At 57.1% G+C, this 16,348-nt stretch carries 19 protein-coding genes and 1 pseudogene; 16 read left to right on the top strand and 4 right to left on the bottom strand.

Annotation, left to right across the window (positions count from 1 at the left end):
* The first annotated feature begins 133 nt into the window (after nucleotides 1-133).
* The 14 genes and pseudogenes from fliF to rcsA all read left to right on the top strand — a co-directional run bounded on the left by fliF (nucleotide 134) and on the right by rcsA (nucleotide 11,665).
* Entirely contained in the window at nucleotides 134-1,813 is a 1,680-nt protein-coding gene (gene fliF / locus IM291_RS16375; protein ID WP_049000122.1) for a flagellar basal-body MS-ring/collar protein FliF, read from the top strand.
* Entirely contained in the window at nucleotides 1,806-2,804 is a 999-nt protein-coding gene (gene fliG, locus IM291_RS16380) for a flagellar motor switch protein FliG (RefSeq protein WP_014832476.1), read from the top strand. The genes fliF and fliG overlap by 8 nt, the downstream gene beginning before the upstream one ends.
* Nucleotides 2,797-3,504 carry a flagellar assembly protein FliH gene (fliH, locus tag IM291_RS16385; RefSeq protein ID WP_045260350.1) on the top strand — a complete coding sequence of 236 codons (708 nt, stop codon included), beginning with the start codon at nucleotides 2,797-2,799 and terminating at the stop codon, nucleotides 3,502-3,504. The genes fliG and fliH overlap by 8 nt, the downstream gene beginning before the upstream one ends.
* Nucleotides 3,504-4,871, top strand: coding sequence for a flagellar protein export ATPase FliI (fliI, locus tag IM291_RS16390; protein WP_192987304.1), 1,368 nt, complete (start codon nucleotides 3,504-3,506; stop codon nucleotides 4,869-4,871). The genes fliH and fliI overlap by 1 nt, the downstream gene beginning before the upstream one ends.
* Nucleotides 4,872-4,892: 21 nt before the next feature.
* A complete protein-coding gene (gene fliJ, locus IM291_RS16395) occupies nucleotides 4,893-5,336 on the top strand; it encodes a flagellar export protein FliJ (RefSeq protein WP_006811155.1) in 444 nt (147 codons plus the stop codon).
* A complete protein-coding gene (gene fliK, locus IM291_RS16400) occupies nucleotides 5,333-6,565 on the top strand; it encodes a flagellar hook length control protein FliK (protein ID WP_192987305.1) in 1,233 nt (410 codons plus the stop codon). The genes fliJ and fliK overlap by 4 nt, the downstream gene beginning before the upstream one ends.
* A 106-nt stretch (nucleotides 6,566-6,671) precedes the next feature.
* Nucleotides 6,672-7,142, top strand: coding sequence for a flagellar basal body-associated protein FliL (fliL, locus tag IM291_RS16405; RefSeq protein ID WP_021241388.1), 471 nt, complete (start codon nucleotides 6,672-6,674; stop codon nucleotides 7,140-7,142).
* Between the two features lie 4 nt (nucleotides 7,143-7,146).
* On the top strand, nucleotides 7,147-8,151 hold the full coding sequence (fliM, locus tag IM291_RS16410) for a flagellar motor switch protein FliM (protein ID WP_028013703.1): 1,005 nt from the start codon (nucleotides 7,147-7,149) through the stop codon (nucleotides 8,149-8,151).
* On the top strand, nucleotides 8,148-8,561 hold the full coding sequence (gene fliN, locus IM291_RS16415) for a flagellar motor switch protein FliN (protein WP_003859592.1): 414 nt from the start codon (nucleotides 8,148-8,150) through the stop codon (nucleotides 8,559-8,561). Before fliM ends, fliN begins: the two co-directional genes overlap by 4 nt.
* A gap of 2 nt (nucleotides 8,562-8,563) precedes the next feature.
* Nucleotides 8,564-8,938, top strand: coding sequence for a flagellar biosynthetic protein FliO (fliO, locus tag IM291_RS16420; protein WP_045260352.1), 375 nt, complete (start codon nucleotides 8,564-8,566; stop codon nucleotides 8,936-8,938).
* Entirely contained in the window at nucleotides 8,938-9,675 is a 738-nt protein-coding gene (fliP, locus tag IM291_RS16425) for a flagellar type III secretion system pore protein FliP (protein WP_028013705.1), read from the top strand. The genes fliO and fliP overlap by 1 nt, the downstream gene beginning before the upstream one ends.
* A gap of 9 nt (nucleotides 9,676-9,684) precedes the next feature.
* Nucleotides 9,685-9,954, top strand: a complete 270-nt coding sequence (gene fliQ, locus IM291_RS16430) for a flagellar biosynthesis protein FliQ (RefSeq protein WP_003859587.1) — start codon at nucleotides 9,685-9,687, stop codon at nucleotides 9,952-9,954.
* 7 nt (nucleotides 9,955-9,961) lie between these two features.
* Nucleotides 9,962-10,754 (top strand): annotated as a pseudogene (gene fliR / locus IM291_RS16435) (flagellar biosynthetic protein FliR); the annotation flags it as partial.
* A 287-nt stretch (nucleotides 10,755-11,041) separates the two neighbouring features.
* Nucleotides 11,042-11,665 (top strand): transcriptional regulator RcsA, encoded by a 624-nt coding sequence (gene rcsA, locus IM291_RS16440; RefSeq protein ID WP_013097740.1) that lies wholly within the window; start codon nucleotides 11,042-11,044, stop codon nucleotides 11,663-11,665.
* 102 nt (nucleotides 11,666-11,767) lie between these two features.
* On the opposite strand, the gene dsrB is transcribed toward rcsA, so the two are convergent.
* Entirely contained in the window at nucleotides 11,768-11,956 is a 189-nt protein-coding gene (gene dsrB, locus IM291_RS16445) for a protein DsrB (protein ID WP_013097741.1), read from the bottom strand.
* 128 nt (nucleotides 11,957-12,084) lie between these two features.
* Here dsrB and yodD point away from each other — a divergent pair, with 128 nt between their 5' ends.
* The gene (gene yodD / locus IM291_RS16450; protein WP_028013707.1) at nucleotides 12,085-12,312 is read left to right on the top strand and encodes a YodD family peroxide/acid resistance protein; all 228 of its coding nucleotides are present in this window, start codon (nucleotides 12,085-12,087) and stop codon (nucleotides 12,310-12,312) included.
* A 300-nt stretch (nucleotides 12,313-12,612) separates the two neighbouring features.
* The gene (locus IM291_RS16455) at nucleotides 12,613-13,413 is read left to right on the top strand and encodes a mannosyl-3-phosphoglycerate phosphatase-related protein (RefSeq protein WP_045631638.1); all 801 of its coding nucleotides are present in this window, start codon (nucleotides 12,613-12,615) and stop codon (nucleotides 13,411-13,413) included.
* On the opposite strand, the gene dgcQ is transcribed toward IM291_RS16455, so the two are convergent.
* From dgcQ to IM291_RS16470, 3 genes are all read right to left on the bottom strand, one after another.
* On the bottom strand, nucleotides 13,398-15,098 hold the full coding sequence (gene dgcQ / locus IM291_RS16460; RefSeq protein WP_192987307.1) for a cellulose biosynthesis regulator diguanylate cyclase DgcQ: 1,701 nt from the start codon (nucleotides 15,096-15,098) through the stop codon (nucleotides 13,398-13,400). The genes IM291_RS16455 and dgcQ overlap by 16 nt on opposite strands.
* A gap of 73 nt (nucleotides 15,099-15,171) precedes the next feature.
* Entirely contained in the window at nucleotides 15,172-15,354 is a 183-nt protein-coding gene (locus IM291_RS16465) for a YodC family protein (protein WP_028013710.1), read from the bottom strand.
* A 78-nt stretch (nucleotides 15,355-15,432) separates the two neighbouring features.
* A complete protein-coding gene (locus tag IM291_RS16470; protein ID WP_192987335.1) occupies nucleotides 15,433-16,347 on the bottom strand; it encodes a DUF808 domain-containing protein in 915 nt (304 codons plus the stop codon).
* Nucleotide 16,348: the final 1 nt, after the last annotated feature.

The following is a 16,348-nucleotide window of genomic DNA, read 5'->3' on the forward strand; positions in this document are numbered from 1 at the left end:
GCATAGAAAATCCGGAATCGTCAAATAATGGCAGGGCCATCAATATGGAACTTTTGTCGTGTTTGCCGACCCGGGAGTCAGTTTTGTTTCTCTACACGAATAACGTAAACCACCAGGATTTAAGAGGTGCGCAATGAGTGCAACAGCATCGACAGCGCCACAAAATAAATCACTCGAGTGGATGAACCGCCTTCGCGCGAATCCTAAAATCCCGTTGATCGTGGCAGGCGCTGCCGCAATTGCGATCCTTGTAGCGATGGTTTTATGGGCGAAAAGCCCTGATTACCGCACGCTCTACAGCAACCTTTCCGATCAGGATGGCGGCGCCATCGTCACCCAGCTTACCCAGATGAACATCCCGTATCGCTTTGCCGATAATGGCGGTGCGCTTGAGGTACCGGCGGATAAAGTGCACGAGCTTCGTCTGCGCCTGGCACAGCAGGGCCTGCCAAAGGGCGGCGCGGTCGGCTTTGAGCTGCTGGACCAGGAAAAATTCGGCATCAGCCAGTTCAGCGAGCAGGTGAACTATCAGCGTGCGCTGGAAGGCGAACTGGCCCGCACCATTGAAACGTTAGGCCCGGTGAAGAGTGCCCGCGTGCACCTGGCAATGCCTAAACCCTCTTTATTTGTTCGGGAACAGAAATCCCCTTCAGCTTCCGTTACCGTGAACCTCGAGCCCGGCCGCGCGCTGGACGAAGGGCAAATCAGCGCGGTAACGCATCTCGTCTCCAGCGCCGTCGCCGGCCTGCCGCCGGGTAACGTGACGCTGGTGGATCAAAGCGGACACCTGCTGACGCAATCCAATACCGCCGGGCGTGACCTCAACGACGCGCAGCTGAAATACGCCGCCGACGTTGAAAGCCGTCTCCAGCGCCGCATCGAAGCGATCCTCGGCCCAGTGGTGGGCAACAGCAACGTGCACGCCCAGGTGACCGCGCAGATTGACTTCTCTAATAAAGAACAAACCGAAGAGCAATACAGCCCGAACAGCGATGCGGCTCAGGCGGTCATGCGTTCACGCCAGATAAACTCCAGCGAACAGATCGGCGGGGCCTACCCTGGCGGCGTGCCGGGCGCGCTCTCTAACCAGCCAGCGCCGGCAAACGCGGCGCCGATTTCAACGCCGCCGGCCAACCAGCAGAACGGTCAGCAAAATAATCAGCAGACCACCTCAACGACCAATAACGCCGGTCCGCGCTCCAGCAGCCGTAACGAAACCACGAACTATGAAGTGGACCGGACGATCCGCCACACTAAGCTGAACGTGGGCGATATTCAGCGTCTTTCCGTTGCGGTAGTGGTGAACTACAAAACCCTGCCGGACGGCAAACCGTTGCCGTTAACCGCCGAGCAGATGAAGCAGATTGAGAACCTGACCCGCGAAGCGATGGGCTACTCCGAGAAGCGCGGCGATACCCTCAACGTCGTGAACTCTCCGTTTAACTCGGTTGAAGAGACCGGCGGTGAACTGCCGTTCTGGCAACAGCAGGCGTTTATCGACCAGCTGATGTCCGCAGGCCGCTGGCTGCTGGTGCTGATTGTCGCGTGGCTGCTGTGGCGTAAGGGCGTTCGTCCTCAGCTCCAGCGCCGTGCTGAAGCCGAAAAAGCGGCTCGCGAGCAGATGAATACGCGTCAGGAAACGGAAGAAGCGGTTGAAGTTCGCCTCAGCAAAGATGAACAGATGCAGCAGCGTCGTGCTAACCAGCGCATGGGCGCTGAGGTGATGAGCCAGCGCATTCGCGAAATGTCAGATAACGATCCGCGCGTCGTGGCGCTGGTCATCCGCCAGTGGATGGGTAACGAACATGAGTAATACGCTTACGGGCACCGATAAAAGCGTCATCCTGCTGATGACCATTGGCGAAGATCGCGCGGCAGAGGTGTTTAAACACCTCTCCCAGCGAGAAGTGCAAATTCTCAGTGCGGCGATGGCCAACGTGCGTCAAATCTCCAACAAACAGCTGACCGAAGTGCTGTCAGAGTTTGAACAGGAAGCCGAACAGTTTGCCGCGCTGAACGTCAACGCCAACGACTACCTGCGCTCCGTGCTGGTCAAGGCGCTGGGTGAAGAGCGTGCCGCCAGTCTGCTGGAAGACATTCTGGAAACCCGCGATACGGCCAGCGGTATCGAAACGCTCAACTTTATGGAGCCGCAGAGCGCCGCAGACCTGATTCGCGACGAGCACCCGCAGATTATCGCCACCATCCTGGTTCACCTCAAACGTGGTCAGGCGGCCGATATTCTGGCCCTGTTCGAAGAGCGCCTGCGTCACGACGTGATGCTGCGTATCGCGACCTTCGGCGGCGTTCAGCCGGCCGCGCTGGCGGAGCTGACCGAAGTGCTAAACAACCTGCTCGACGGCCAGAACCTCAAGCGCAGCAAAATGGGCGGCGTAAGAACGGCGGCGGAAATCATCAACCTGATGAAAACGCAGCAGGAAGAAGCCGTCATTTCGGCGGTTCGCGAATTCGACGGCGAGCTGGCGCAGAAAATCATCGACGAGATGTTCCTGTTCGAAAACCTCGTCGAAGTGGACGACCGCAGCATCCAGCGCCTGCTCCAGGAAGTGGATTCCGAGTCGCTGCTTATCGCCCTCAAAGGCGCCGAACAGCCGCTGCGCGAGAAGTTCCTGCGCAACATGTCCCAGCGTGCGGCGGATATCCTGCGCGACGACCTTGCCAACCGTGGCCCGGTGCGTCTGTCTCAGGTGGAAAACGAACAGAAAGCCATCCTGCTTATCGTTCGTCGTCTGGCGGAAACCGGCGAGATGGTGATTGGCAGCGGAGACGACACCTATGTCTAATGAGCTGTCGTGGAAGCGCTGGACGCCGGACGATCTGGCCCCTCCCCTTGCCGAATTCACGCCCGCGGTGGTCTCGCCCGCAGAGCCCGACGCGGACGTTGAACAGCCCGAGCTGAGCGAAGAGGAGCAGCAAGCGCAGATGCTGGCGCAGCTGCAAATGCAGGCGCACGAGCAGGGCTATAACGCCGGTCTGAACGAAGGCCGCCAGAAGGGGCACGATCTGGGGTACCAGGAAGGCCTGGCGAAAGGGTTAGAGCACGGCATCGATCAGGCGCGCCAGCAGCAGGCGCCGATCCATGCCCGCATGCAGCAGCTGGTCAGCGAGTTCCAGCACACGCTGGACGCGCTGGACAGCGTGATTGCCTCGCGTCTGATGCAGATGGCGCTGGAGGCGGCGCGTCAGGTTATCGGCCAGACGCCCGTGGTGGATAACACCGCGCTGATTAAACAAATTCAGGGTCTGCTTCAGCAGGAACCGCTGTTCAGCGGCAAACCGCAGCTGCGCGTCCACCCGGACGATCTGCAGCGCGTTGAAGAAAGCCTGGGCGCAACGCTGAGCCTGCACGGCTGGCGTCTGCGCGGCGACCCATCCTTACACCACGGCGGATGCAAAGTCTCTGCCGATGAAGGCGACCTGGATGCCAGCGTCGCCACCCGCTGGCAGGAACTGTGTCGCCTGGCGGCACCGGGAGTCGTCTGATGACCGCACGCCTTACCCGCTGGCTCACCACGCTCGACAACTTTGAGACGAAGATGGCACAACTGCCATCTGTTCGTCGTTATGGGCGACTGACGCGCGCCACCGGTCTGGTACTGGAGGCCACCGGCCTGCAGCTTCCCCTGGGTGCGACCTGCGTCATTGAGCGTCAGGATGGGCAGGAAACGCGTGAAGTGGAAAGCGAAGTGGTCGGGTTTAACGGCCAGCGCCTGTTCCTGATGCCGCTTGAAGAGGTGGAAGGCATTCTGCCCGGCGCGCGTTTACGCCAAAAACATCAGCGGCGACGGCTGCAAAGCGGGAAACAGCTGCCGCTTGGCCCTGCCCTGCTCGGCCGCGTGCTGGACGGCAGCGGGAAGCCACTGGATGGCCTGCCCGCGCCGGACACCACCGAAACCGGCGCGCTGATTACCCAGCCGTTCAACCCCCTGCAGCGTACCCCTATTGAGCACGTGCTGGATACCGGCGTGCGTCCGATTAACGCCCTGCTCACCGTAGGGCGCGGACAGCGCATGGGCCTGTTCGCCGGTTCCGGCGTCGGGAAATCCGTCCTGCTCGGCATGATGGCGCGCTATACCCAGGCCGATGTGATCGTCGTGGGGCTGATCGGCGAGCGTGGTCGCGAAGTAAAAGACTTTATTGAAAACATTCTGGGTGCGGAAGGCCGCGCCCGCTCGGTGGTGATCGCCGCGCCGGCGGACGTGTCGCCGCTGCTGCGTATGCAGGGTGCCGCCTACGCCACCCGTATCGCCGAAGATTTTCGTGACCGCGGCAAGCACGTGCTTCTGATCATGGACTCCCTCACCCGCTACGCGATGGCGCAGCGTGAAATCGCGCTGGCCATCGGCGAGCCGCCGGCCACCAAAGGCTATCCGCCTTCGGTCTTCGCCAAACTTCCGGCGCTGGTAGAGCGTGCGGGGAACGGCATCAGCGGCGGCGGCTCCATCACCGCGTTCTATACGGTGCTGACCGAGGGCGATGACCAGCAGGACCCGATTGCCGACTCCGCGCGCGCGATCCTTGACGGCCATATCGTGCTGTCGCGCCGCCTGGCCGAAGCCGGGCACTACCCGGCAATTGATATTGAAGCGTCCATCAGCCGTGCGATGACGGCATTGATTACCGAGAAGCACTACGCCCGCGTGCGTAACTTCAAACAACTGCTTTCCAGCTTCCAGCGCAACCGCGATCTGGTCAGCGTGGGGGCGTATGCCAAAGGCAGCGACCCGATGCTCGATAAGGCGATTAGCCTGTGGCCGCAGCTGGAGGCGTTTTTACAACAGGGCATTTTTGAGCGTGCCGACTGGGAAGATTCAATCCAGGCGCTGGAGCTGATTTTCCCGCAGGTGTAACACAGGTGGAGGGCGAAGGTCATGGCGCAAAACAGCGCGTTATCAACGCTGAAAGATCTGGCTGAAAAAGAAGTTGATGATGCCGCATTGCAGCTTGGCGCAATGCGACGCGGGTGCCAGCAGGCTGAAGAACAGTTGAAGATGTTAATCGACTATCAGCATGAATATCGCACCAACCTCAATACCGATATGACGCAGGGCATTGGCAGCCAGCGCTGGATTAACTATCAGCAGTTTATCCAGACGCTCGAGAAGGCGATAGAGCAGCACCGCCAGCAGCTAAACCAGTGGACCCAAAAAGTCGATACCGCGCTGAATTTCTGGCGCGAGAAAAAACAGCGGCTGCAGGCCTGGCAGACCTTACAGGACCGGCAGATTGCAGCCTCGACCCTGGCGGAAAACCGCCTGGATCAGAAGAAAATGGATGAGTTTGCCCAGCGCGCATCAATGAGGAAACCGGAATGATCACACTGCAACAACTGCTGATGAGCGACAGCGACCCGTCAGGCGGGATGCAAACAGGGAAAGGCACCGAGGGTGCACAGGACTTTCTCTCCCTGCTGGCGGGCGCCCTGACGGACGCAACGGGCAAGGGCAACGATGCGCCGCTCACCCTGGCGGATCTGAAAGCCGCCGGCAGCAAGCTGTCGAAAGTCGCGCAGGATGCCAAAGGCGATACCGCTCTGCAGGCCAAAATTGCCGACCTGCTCTCGCGTCAGCCTGCGCTGAATGGCGTTGAAACGTCGGAGTCCGCGCCGCTTGAAACGTTGGTCTCCGGGCTGGTACCGCTGTCAAAGAGCGACGCGCTGAAGACGCTCACTGCGGCCAACGGTAAAGATGACGCTAAAACCGAGCTGAGCGAAGAAGAGCTGGCGGGGCTAAGCGCGCTGATGGCGATGCTGCCGCACCAGCAGACGACCGCCTCTCGTGCGGCAGGCAGCGACGGCGTTCACGCCACCTCGGCGCTGAGTTCAGCCACGCTTTCGCAAAACGGTGCGGGACAGCCGCCGTCCCTGAACGCGCCTGCGGGAAGCCATGATAAAGCGCCGCTTTCTGCGTCCTATCAGAGCCAGGCGAAGAACAACGGTCCGGATCTCGCCGCCAACGCGCCAGCCGCACCGGTCGTGGCCGCAGCCGCTGAGAAGCAGGACTTCGCCAGCGCCTCCTCGTCATCTTCGCCGACTGCTACCCTGGCGCCGATTATCTCCAGCCATGCGGCCAGCCAGCCTGCCGCAACCGTTGCCACCGCCCCGGTGCTAAGCCAGCCTCTGGGCACACATGAATGGCAGCAGTCCCTGAGCCAGCACATCACCCTGTTCACTAAGCAGGGCCAGCAGACGGCGGAGCTGCGCCTGCACCCGGAAGATCTGGGCCAGGTGCAAATCTCGCTCAAGCTGGACGATAACCAGGCACAGCTGCAGATGGTCTCTGCGCACAGCCACGTACGCGCGGCGCTGGAAGCCGCGCTGCCGGTCCTGCGGACCTCGCTGGCGGAAAACGGCATTCAGCTTTCTCAAAGCAGCGTCAGCAGCGAGAGCTTTGCCGGGCAACAGCAGTCTTCATCCCAGCAGCACAATGCTTCACGCCCGGGCCAGCACGGCGGTTTTAATGAAGAGAGCGATGAGCTCCTGCCGACCCCTGCCGCCCTGCAATCCGCGGCGCGCGGTAACGGTGCCGTAGACATCTTCGCCTAAACGCCAGAGGTAGCGTGATTATCCCCGTCTTTTCCACGCTTTGACGACGGCAGGACACGGGATAATCACCTTATTAAGCTGTACCGAAACAGGAAGCTCGTATCAGATGACAGACTCCGCTATCACCAAAAAAAGCAAGCGTTCCATCTGGATCCCGCTGCTGGTGTTGATCACGCTCGCCGCCTGCGCTACCGCGGGCTATAGTTACTGGCGTATGCAGCAGGAACCTTCAACCGCTGCGGCCAAAGCCGAACCTGCCCCACCGCCGGCGCCGGTCTTTTTCCCTCTGGACACCTTCACCGTTAACCTCGGTGATGCGGATCGCGTGCTGTATGTCGGTATTACGCTGCGCCTGAAGGACGAAGCAACCCGCGCGCGCCTGAACGATTATCTGCCGGAAGTGCGTAGCCGCCTTCTCCTGCTGTTTTCTCGTCAGGACGCCTCCGCGCTGGCTACCGACGTGGGTAAGCAAAAGCTGGTCGACGCCATCAAGCAGACGCTGGCCACCCCGCTGGTAAACGGTCAACCTAAGCAGGAAGTCACTGACGTTCTGTACACAGCCTTTATTCTGCGGTAACGACATGGGCGACAGTATTCTTTCTCAGGCAGAAATCGACGCGCTGCTTAACGGCGACAGCGATAAGAGTGACGACCCGCAACCGGGTCTCACCGGCGACGATAATATTCGTCCTTACGATCCCAATACCCAGCGTCGCGTGGTACGTGAACGTCTGCAGGCGCTGGAGATCATTAACGAACGTTTTGCACGTCAGTTCCGTATGGGGCTGTTTAACCTGCTGCGTCGTAGCCCGGATATCACGGTCGGTGCGATCCGCATCCAGCCGTATCATGAGTTTGCCCGCAACCTGCCGGTGCCAACCAACCTTAACCTGATTCATCTGAAGCCGCTGCGCGGCACCGGTCTGGTGGTGTTTTCCCCAAGCCTGGTGTTCATCGCGGTGGATAACCTGTTCGGCGGCGACGGGCGTTTTCCGACCAAAGTGGAAGGTCGTGAATTTACCCACACCGAGCAGCGCGTCATTAACCGCATGCTGAAGCTGGCGCTGGAATCCTACAGCGACGCGTGGAAAGCGATTAACCCGCTGGAAGTGGAGTACGTCCGTTCTGAGATGCAGGTGAAATTTACCAATATCACCACCTCCCCGAACGATATCGTCGTCAATACGCCGTTCCACGTGGAGATCGGTAACCTGACCGGTGAGTTCAACATCTGCCTGCCGTTCAGCATGATTGAACCGCTGCGCGAGCTGCTGGTTAACCCGCCGCTGGAGAACTCACGCAACGAAGATCAGAACTGGCGCGAAAACCTGGTGCGCCAGGTGCAGCACTCGCAGCTGGAGCTGGTGGCGAATTTCGCCGACATTTCGATGCGGTTATCCCAGATCCTGAAATTACAACCCGGCGACGTTTTGCCGATAGACAAACCCGACCGCATTATTGCCCACGTAGATGGTGTCCCCGTACTTACAAGCCAGTACGGCACGATTAACGGTCAGTATGCGTTACGCGTTGAGCACTTGATCAACCCGATTTTGAATTCGCTGAATGAGGAACAGCCCAAATGAGTGACATGAACAATCCGTCCGATGAAAACAGCGGAGCACTGGACGATCTGTGGGCTGACGCGTTAAACGAGCAAAAAACGACTCCGACAAAAAGCGCGGCGGACGCGGTATTCCAGCAGTTAGGCGGCGGCGACGTCAGCGGCACGCTGCAGGACATCGACCTGATTATGGACATCCCGGTTAAGCTGACCGTTGAACTGGGACGCACCCGGATGACCATTAAAGAGCTGCTGCGCCTCACGCAGGGTTCAGTTGTGGCCCTTGACGGCCTGGCCGGCGAACCGCTGGATATTCTGATCAACGGTTATCTGATTGCCCAGGGTGAAGTGGTGGTGGTTGCCGATAAATACGGCGTGCGCATCACCGACATCATCACCCCGTCTGAACGCATGCGTCGTCTGAGCCGTTAAGCATGAAAACCCAGGCAACAATATCACAGCCTTCCGCCGTTCCCGGCTCCCCGCTGCTCCAGGTGAGCGGGGCGCTGTTCGGTATTATTGCCTTTATTCTGATCGCCGCCTGGCTGGCAAAGCGTTTTGGCCTGGCGGGTAAAACTGCCGGCACCCGCGGCCTGAAGGTCAGCGCCAGCACGACGCTTGGGCCGCGCGAACGCGTGGTCATCGTCGATGTGGAAGATGCGCGTCTGGTACTGGGCGTAACCGGCTCAAACATCAACGTATTACATAAACTGCCGCCCGCCCCGGTCACGGTGGACGAGCGCGCACAAGCCCCTGCGGATTTTCAGTCCGTCATGAAGAGTTTGCTTAAGCGTTCCGGGAGAACCTGATGCGCCGTTTGTTATCCCTGACGCTTGCGGGCGTTGGCCTGTTTGCTCCTGCGGTTTATGCGCAGCTGCCCGGTCTGGTTTCCACGCCGATCGCGGGTGGCGGCCAGAGCTGGTCGCTCCCGGTTCAGACGCTGGTCTTCATCACCTCGCTGACCTTTATTCCGGCCATTCTGCTGATGATGACCAGCTTTACCCGCATCATCATCGTTTTTGGTCTGCTGCGAAACGCGCTGGGCACCCCTTCGGCGCCGCCAAACCAGGTGCTTCTGGGGCTGGCGCTGTTTTTGACCTTTTTCATCATGTCGCCGGTGATCGATAAGATTTATACCGACGCCTACCAGCCGTTCAGCGAAGATAAAATTTCGATGCAGGAGGCGCTGGAAAAAGGCGCGCAGCCGCTGCGAGAATTTATGCTGCGCCAGACGCGCGAGGCGGACCTGGCCCTCTTCGCCCGCCTGTCCAACACCGGCGAGCTGCAGGGGCCGGAAGCGGTACCGATGCGCATTCTGCTGCCGGCCTATGTCACCAGCGAGCTGAAAACCGCGTTCCAGATTGGCTTTACCATCTTTATCCCGTTCCTGATTATCGACCTGGTGATCGCCAGCGTCCTGATGGCGCTCGGGATGATGATGGTGCCGCCCGCCACCATTGCCCTGCCCTTTAAGATCATGCTTTTTGTGCTGGTCGACGGCTGGCAGCTGCTGGTCAGCTCGCTGGCGCAAAGTTTTTACAGTTAAGGAACGGCAATGACACCCGAATCGGTCATGATGATGGGCACGGAAGCGATGAAAGTCGCGATTGCCGTTGCCGCGCCGCTGCTGCTTGTCGCGCTGGTTACCGGCCTGATTATCAGTATTCTTCAGGCCGCCACGCAGATTAACGAAATGACGCTGTCGTTTATCCCGAAAATCATCGCCGTGTTCGTGGCGATTATCGTGGCCGGACCGTGGATGCTGAACCTGCTGCTGGACTATATGCGCAACCTGTTTACCAATCTGCCGTACATCATCGGCTGACCTGACGATGCTGCACTTCACCAGCGACCAGTGGGTTCAGTGGCTCGGCGTCTATTTCTGGCCGATGCTGCGCATTCTGGCGCTGATCTCCACCGCCCCCATTCTCAGCGAGAAATCGATCCCCAAGCGCGTTAAGGTGGGGCTGGGCATTATCATCACCATTATCGTCGCCCCTTCCCTGCCACCCGTGAATATTCCCATCTTCTCGGCTAACGCGGTATGGGTCGCTTTACAGCAGGTGATGATTGGCGTCGCCGTGGGCTTTACCATGCAGCTCGCCTTCGCCGCCGTGCGCACGGCCGGTGAGTTGATTGGCCTGCAGATGGGGCTATCTTTCGCCACGTTTGTCGATCCCGGCAGCCATCTCAACATGCCGGTGCTGGCGCGCATCATCGATCTGCTCGCCATGCTGCTGTTTCTGTCGCTCAACGGTCATCTGTGGCTCATCTCCATGCTGGTGGATACTTTCCATACGCTGCCGATCGGTGATAACCCGGTCAACAGCAATGCCTTCCTCGCGCTGACCCGCGCGGCGGGGCTGATCTTCCTCAACGGTCTGATGTTGGCTCTGCCGATCATCACGCTGCTGCTCACCGTCAACCTGGCATTAGGTTTACTGAACAGAATGGCACCGCAGCTCTCGGTGTTTGTGATTGGTTTTCCGCTAACGTTGACGGTCGGAATTTTATTAATGTCATTACTGATGCCACTTATCGCCCCCTTCTGTGAACATTTATTCGGCGAGATATTCAATCTGTTAGCGGATATTGTCAGCGAATTGCCACGTAAATAATAGTCCTCACGGTTGCTATTGTCTTTCTGAGGATATTCCTAAAATAAAACGCGAAAAACATCTTCCAGGATATATCTGACGCGGTTTAAATGTTTCTAACCACCTCACAATACTTAATATTTACTTTACTTTAAGAAGATTCCTGGCAAATTATACGTAACTTTACGGGATAGTGAGTCCGCCTGAAAGTCTTTGTCATGCTCACAGGTTTATTATTTTTTTCCATCCCGTATGGCTGTTTTGAGCTCTCAGGCAGATGGTGAATTATCGTTACGCATTGAGTGAGGGTATGCCATGTCAACGATCATTATGGATTTATGCAGCTACACCCGGCTAGGGTTAACCGGGTACCTGGCAAGCAGAGGGGTAAGAAAGAGAGACATCAACGATGCACACACCGTTGAAGAACTCGCAGCCGCTTGTGACGAACTCAAACCAGGCGTGGTGTTTATTAATGAGGACTGTTTCATTCACGATCCAGCCAACAGTCAGCACATTAAGCAAATCATTAATCAGCATCCAAAAACCCTGTTTATTGTTTTTATGGCGATCGCGAATATCCATTTCGATGAGTATTTGTTGGTCCGTAAAAATTTATTGATCAGTTCTAAGTCGATTAAACCCGAGTCGCTGGATGACATTCTGGGTGATTATTTGAATAAAGAAGTTAAAAATGTAGGAGCGGTTAACTTACCCACCCTTTCATTAAGCAGGACTGAATCAAGTATGCTGCGAATGTGGATGGCTGGACAAGGGACTATTCAGATCTCTGACCAGATGAATATTAAAGCGAAAACCGTTTCGTCACACAAAGGAAATATTAAAAGGAAAATTAAAACGCATAATAAGCAAGTGATCTATCACGTGGTACGTCTGACCGATAATGTGACGAACGGGATTTTCGTCAACATGCGTTAGTGGCTTAAACCCCTCTGCACCCTACCTTTGATCTCTGGCCTGGCCAGAGATTTTTGCTTTTGCGGACGTGGTCGGGCACGCGCAATGCCACCCGACGCCGTACTACTCCGCTTTCTCAACAAAAATGCCGTCCGGATGCCCCAGTTCGTTAAAAAACCAGATGCCGAGCGGGTAGTCTTCCAGTGAGACCAGGTACATTGTGCCTTCACTAAACTCTTCAATTGCCAGCACCACCCCCGGGCGGCGCGGCCCACCGTCCGTTTTAACGGTTACCCGATCGTTGACCTTCATACATTCCTCCTCTGGTTTTGAGCCAGTGTAGAACAAAACGCAAAAACACACATCGCCGCACGGCGTGAATGGCGTTTTTATACACAGTCTATACTTACCGTGGACACGGTTTAATGAGGAGCCCCGTAATGAAGACCGATAAAGAGTACAGCGACACCATCAAACGCGAGGTCGAGGTGGATGTCGATGCCCTGCTGGCCGCCATCAATGAGATCAGTGAGTCAGAAGTCCGCCGCACAAACGATGGTTCGGACCACGTCATTGTTAACGGGAGGGATTATCACACCTACCGCGAGCTGGCGGAGGCCTTCGAGCTGGATATTCATGACTTTAGCGTGTCTGAAGCAAATCGTTAGCACGAAAAAAATCCCGGTCATGGGGATGGCCGGGATCAAAACTTGCTTATGCAAGAAGCACTTGAAAATTCGTTACACCAGGAAATCTGATGTACAAACAACACTATCCCCAACGATTTTGCATGACAAGCATATATTCTTACGATGAATATAATATTTTTAACATAATCGTTTTGGTTATGAGCAACAACATGCGCCGAATGCGGGTTTGGCTGGATCGGTTCTCCTCAATCCGGTTTAAGCCCAGATATTTTTTAGGAATATTCTTAGATTAAGGCTCATTCGTTTTCGGGAGTTAATATGCTTTCACTCCGGGGTCCCCTGCTGATTTTTTCCGATCTGGATGGGTCGCTGCTGGATATTCATACCTATGAGTGGCAGCCCGCAATGCCGTGGCTGGATAAACTGCAGGACAACCAGGTGCCGGTGATTCTTTGCAGCAGCAAGAGCGCGGCAGAGATGCTGGATATTCAGCAGGATCTGGGTCTGGAAGGGTTACCGTTTATCGCTGAGAACGGCGCGGTGATTCAGCCTGACGTGCGCTGGGAAATGGGTCAGCGCCACATCAACGGTATGACGCACCGGGAGATTCGTCCGCTTATTGAGCAAATCCGCCAGCAGGCGGGCTTCAAATTCACCACCTTTGACGACGTGGACGAACGCGTCATTAGCGAATGGACGGGGGTGACCCGCTACCGGGCGGCGCTTGCCCGCAAGCATGACGCCTCCGTCACGCTCATCTGGCGTGATTCCGACGAAGCCATGGCCCGGTTTGAAGCGGCGCTGGCGCAACGCGGGCTGAAATGCCTGCAGGGTGCCCGTTTCTGGCATATTCTCGATGCCGGCTGCGGTAAGGACGTTGCGGCTAACTGGCTAATCGCGCAGTACCGTGAACGGGAAAATATTGAACCCACGACCCTGGGGCTCGGCGATGGGCCGAACGACGCGCCGCTGCTGGACAGCGTGGACTTCGCGGTGGTGATTAAGGGGATAAACCGCCAGGGTATTACGTTACGGGACGATAACCCCCGCCGGGTTTATCACACCCGGCAGGCGGGACCGCTCGGCTGGCAGGAGGGGCTGGATCACTTTTTGTCATGATCGTGCCAGACAACCCGGTTACGTCCGTCCTGTTTAGCTTTATATAACCGGGCATCCGCCACGGACTGCAGCTGTTCGAAATCGTAATTTTCGTTTTCCCGGGCGCTGCTGACGCCGAGTGACGCGCTGATGCGCAGGGTCGTACTCTTCTTCACCAGAATCTCCTTGCTGTTGATTCGGCAGCGAATACGCTCCGCGACGCCTCTCGCCTCCTCAAGACCGAGCCCCGGCAGGACGATACAAAACTCTTCCCCGCCCACGCGTCCTGCCACGTCGTTTTTACGCAATGCGCTGGAAATCAGCCCTGCCGAGTGGGAAAGCACCTTATCACCGGCCTGGTGACCGAACCGATCGTTGACGCTTTTAAAATGGTCGAGGTCTAACTGAATGACCGAGAACGGCAGCGACTGTTGATGACACTTCTTCGCCAGCAGTTTCGCGCGTTCGAACAGCGCACCGCGATTATTCAGGCGGGTTAGCGGGTCGTGCCAGGCCTGCCACTTGAGCGAGTGCTGCAGCGTATACATATTGCTAACCATCCGGCGGATCACCAGCCACGAAATCAGCAGCATCGCGGTAAAGAGTGCCCACAGTAATGCCAGTACGATACTGATGCTGCCGAAGTCGCCCTGTACCCCTTCCTGCAGAGTATGGACACGCAAAACCAGGCCATCAAAATGATCGAGCCGCTGCCAGCTAATGAAACGGCTGCCGAGGCGGATGCCACCACCAGTATCGTGCTCGATCGCCTGCGCTATCTGTGCTAGTTCGCGTTCATCGAAATGGTTCACCTGTTTATCTGTCTTTTCAGAGGAGGCAATCATATTGAGCCGGGAGTCGTACAGCTGATACTCCCCCTCCGTACGGTCGTCCGTCGCCTCTGCCAGCAGGCGTTGCATCGTATTCAGCGAAAAATCCATCGCCACCACGCCATACCAGTAGCGATTGAAATAGATGGGGACGCTGGCAGTGATCGTTCGCTCGTCACCGGTCCAGGATGACGGCGTGGAGATAAACCAGCGCACCGCGCGGGAGCGATTGTTACGTTCCGACTGCTGGGTAAACCAGGACTGCGTGACCAGGTGATAATAGCGGGGGATAATATCGCTCGCCTCTGTTAGCGTATCCGTCGAAAGATAAAACCCGGCGCGTGAAACGTAGATCACCCGCGATTCACTATGCCTGCTCGACGTCGCCAGCCTGAGCAGATAACCCACCTCAAGCGCGGCTGAAATTTCATTGCTGATGCGTTCAGCGTCCCGGTTCAGTATCGACGTTTTTTCAACAAACGCATCCGAGACACCGTTAATCGGAAGTGTGCGATTTCTGTCAACGAGGAGCTGCCAGGTGGGACGCATGCGTAATGCGTTAAAGTGCGATACTGCATCGTGCAAAACATTGAAGGCCAGCGGCGTCTGTAGCGCATCGCGCATGCTCTGGCGAAATAACAGCATTTTATCCACGCTGTACTGCAGCTGCCTGTCCAGCGAGCTGGCCACGGTTTCCAGGTGGTTGCGCTGGCTGGAGATATACGCCTCTTCGAGGACCACCACTTCACGCCAGGTCAGGAGGGTTGAAAACACCAGAACAGTGATAAAACAGAGGTTAACAATCAAACCCGGATTGCTACGCTTATGCAGCCATTGCAGAAAAGTTCGTCTTACAACAAAGGTATCGCGCTGCACACACACTCCCTGATTACTGCCTTACACCCGGTACTTCAGGTAAAAACGCCCGGCAAAGCCGGGCGTTATGTGATTAAGCCTGATCGTGCTTGCGCTGGCCGTCACCCGGCTGAAGCTCATCTTCACGAAAGGCTTCCTGCTTAATGCTGTAGCCATCATGCCACCGACATTCCACCATTCCGCTGGAATACCCGGTGACAATCATGCGCGGGCCGCCCTTCTTAGGCTTAACTTCATCACTGACCAAAAAGACCATACCTGCCTCCTGTATCAGGGTGAAACTGTTTCAATTTAGACGAGGAATGGTCTTTTTGCACCCTGCGACGGGTAACAATTAGTGCGCCGTACCGCGCATTTTTTCGATCAGTTTCACCGCCGCCACCACGATAGCGCCAACGATAAAGCCCAGCACCAGATTAAGCAGCGTGGGCAGAATCGCTGCCACCACGCTCCCCTGCGCTGAGGCGAAATGTTCGATGGCATGGTGCAGCGGCGCAATGCCGTGGACCACAATGCCGCCGCCCACGAGGAACATTGCCAGGGTACCCACCACGGACAAGCTCTTCATCAGCCACGGCGCCAGCGTCAGTAAGCCTTTGCCGATGCCTTTAGCCACCGCGCTGGATTTCTCCTCTAGCCAGTAGCCGATATCATCCAGCTTCACGATCAGCCCGACCAGGCCGTAAACGCCCACCGTGACCAGAATGGCGATCCCGGAGAGGATCAACACCTGATTCAGCAGCGGCGCATCGGAGACAATGCCCAGCGTAATGGCAACAATTTCAGCCGACAGAATAAAGTCGGTGCGAATGGCGCCTTTGATTTTATCGCGCTCGAAAACTTTCGGATCCTGCGCGGCAAGCGCTTCAAGGCGCTGCTGGCGCGTCTCAGGGGTATCCTTCTGCTTGCGCGAGCTCAAAGAGTGCAGGACCTTCTCCACGCCTTCGAAGCACAAGAATGCCCCGCCAATCATCAGCAGCGGCGTGATGGCCCAGGGGATGAATGCGCTAATCAGCAGCGCCAGCGGCACCAGGATCACTTTGTTCAGAAACGAGCCTTTTGCCACGCCCCACACCACCGGCAGCTCACGGTTAGCCCGTACCCCGCTCACCTGTTGGGCGTTAAGCGAGAGATCGTCCCCCAGCACCCCTGCGGTTTTCTTCGCCGCCAGTTTCCCCATCACGGAAATATCATCCAGTAAGGTGGCAATATCATCCAGCAATGTTAATAAGCTACTTCCTGCCAAAATG

Origin of the sequence: Enterobacter cloacae complex sp. P27C, from assembly GCF_014895705.1 — a bacterium.
GTDB lineage: Bacteria > Pseudomonadota > Gammaproteobacteria > Enterobacterales > Enterobacteriaceae > Enterobacter > Enterobacter bugandensis.

What these genes read in the sequence shown, in the direction of transcription:
- fliF (WP_049000122.1), top strand. Translation starts at nt 134, where the DNA reads ATGAGTGCAACAGCATCGACAGCGCCACAAAATAAATCACTCGAGTGG.
- fliG (WP_014832476.1), top strand. Translation starts at nt 1,806, where the DNA reads ATGAGTAATACGCTTACGGGCACCGATAAAAGCGTCATCCTGCTGATG.
- fliH (WP_045260350.1), top strand. Translation starts at nt 2,797, where the DNA reads ATGTCTAATGAGCTGTCGTGGAAGCGCTGGACGCCGGACGATCTGGCC.
- fliI (WP_192987304.1), top strand. Translation starts at nt 3,504, where the DNA reads ATGACCGCACGCCTTACCCGCTGGCTCACCACGCTCGACAACTTTGAG.
- fliJ (WP_006811155.1), top strand. Translation starts at nt 4,893, where the DNA reads ATGGCGCAAAACAGCGCGTTATCAACGCTGAAAGATCTGGCTGAAAAA.
- fliK (WP_192987305.1), top strand. Translation starts at nt 5,333, where the DNA reads ATGATCACACTGCAACAACTGCTGATGAGCGACAGCGACCCGTCAGGC.
- fliL (WP_021241388.1), top strand. Translation starts at nt 6,672, where the DNA reads ATGACAGACTCCGCTATCACCAAAAAAAGCAAGCGTTCCATCTGGATC.
- fliM (WP_028013703.1), top strand. Translation starts at nt 7,147, where the DNA reads ATGGGCGACAGTATTCTTTCTCAGGCAGAAATCGACGCGCTGCTTAAC.
- fliN (WP_003859592.1), top strand. Translation starts at nt 8,148, where the DNA reads ATGAGTGACATGAACAATCCGTCCGATGAAAACAGCGGAGCACTGGAC.
- fliO (WP_045260352.1), top strand. Translation starts at nt 8,564, where the DNA reads ATGAAAACCCAGGCAACAATATCACAGCCTTCCGCCGTTCCCGGCTCC.
- fliP (WP_028013705.1), top strand. Translation starts at nt 8,938, where the DNA reads ATGCGCCGTTTGTTATCCCTGACGCTTGCGGGCGTTGGCCTGTTTGCT.
- fliQ (WP_003859587.1), top strand. Translation starts at nt 9,685, where the DNA reads ATGACACCCGAATCGGTCATGATGATGGGCACGGAAGCGATGAAAGTC.
- rcsA (WP_013097740.1), top strand. Translation starts at nt 11,042, where the DNA reads ATGTCAACGATCATTATGGATTTATGCAGCTACACCCGGCTAGGGTTA.
- dsrB (WP_013097741.1), bottom strand. Translation starts at nt 11,956, where the DNA reads ATGAAGGTCAACGATCGGGTAACCGTTAAAACGGACGGTGGGCCGCGC.
- yodD (WP_028013707.1), top strand. Translation starts at nt 12,085, where the DNA reads ATGAAGACCGATAAAGAGTACAGCGACACCATCAAACGCGAGGTCGAG.
- IM291_RS16455 (WP_045631638.1), top strand. Translation starts at nt 12,613, where the DNA reads ATGCTTTCACTCCGGGGTCCCCTGCTGATTTTTTCCGATCTGGATGGG.
- IM291_RS16465 (WP_028013710.1), bottom strand. Translation starts at nt 15,354, where the DNA reads ATGGTCTTTTTGGTCAGTGATGAAGTTAAGCCTAAGAAGGGCGGCCCG.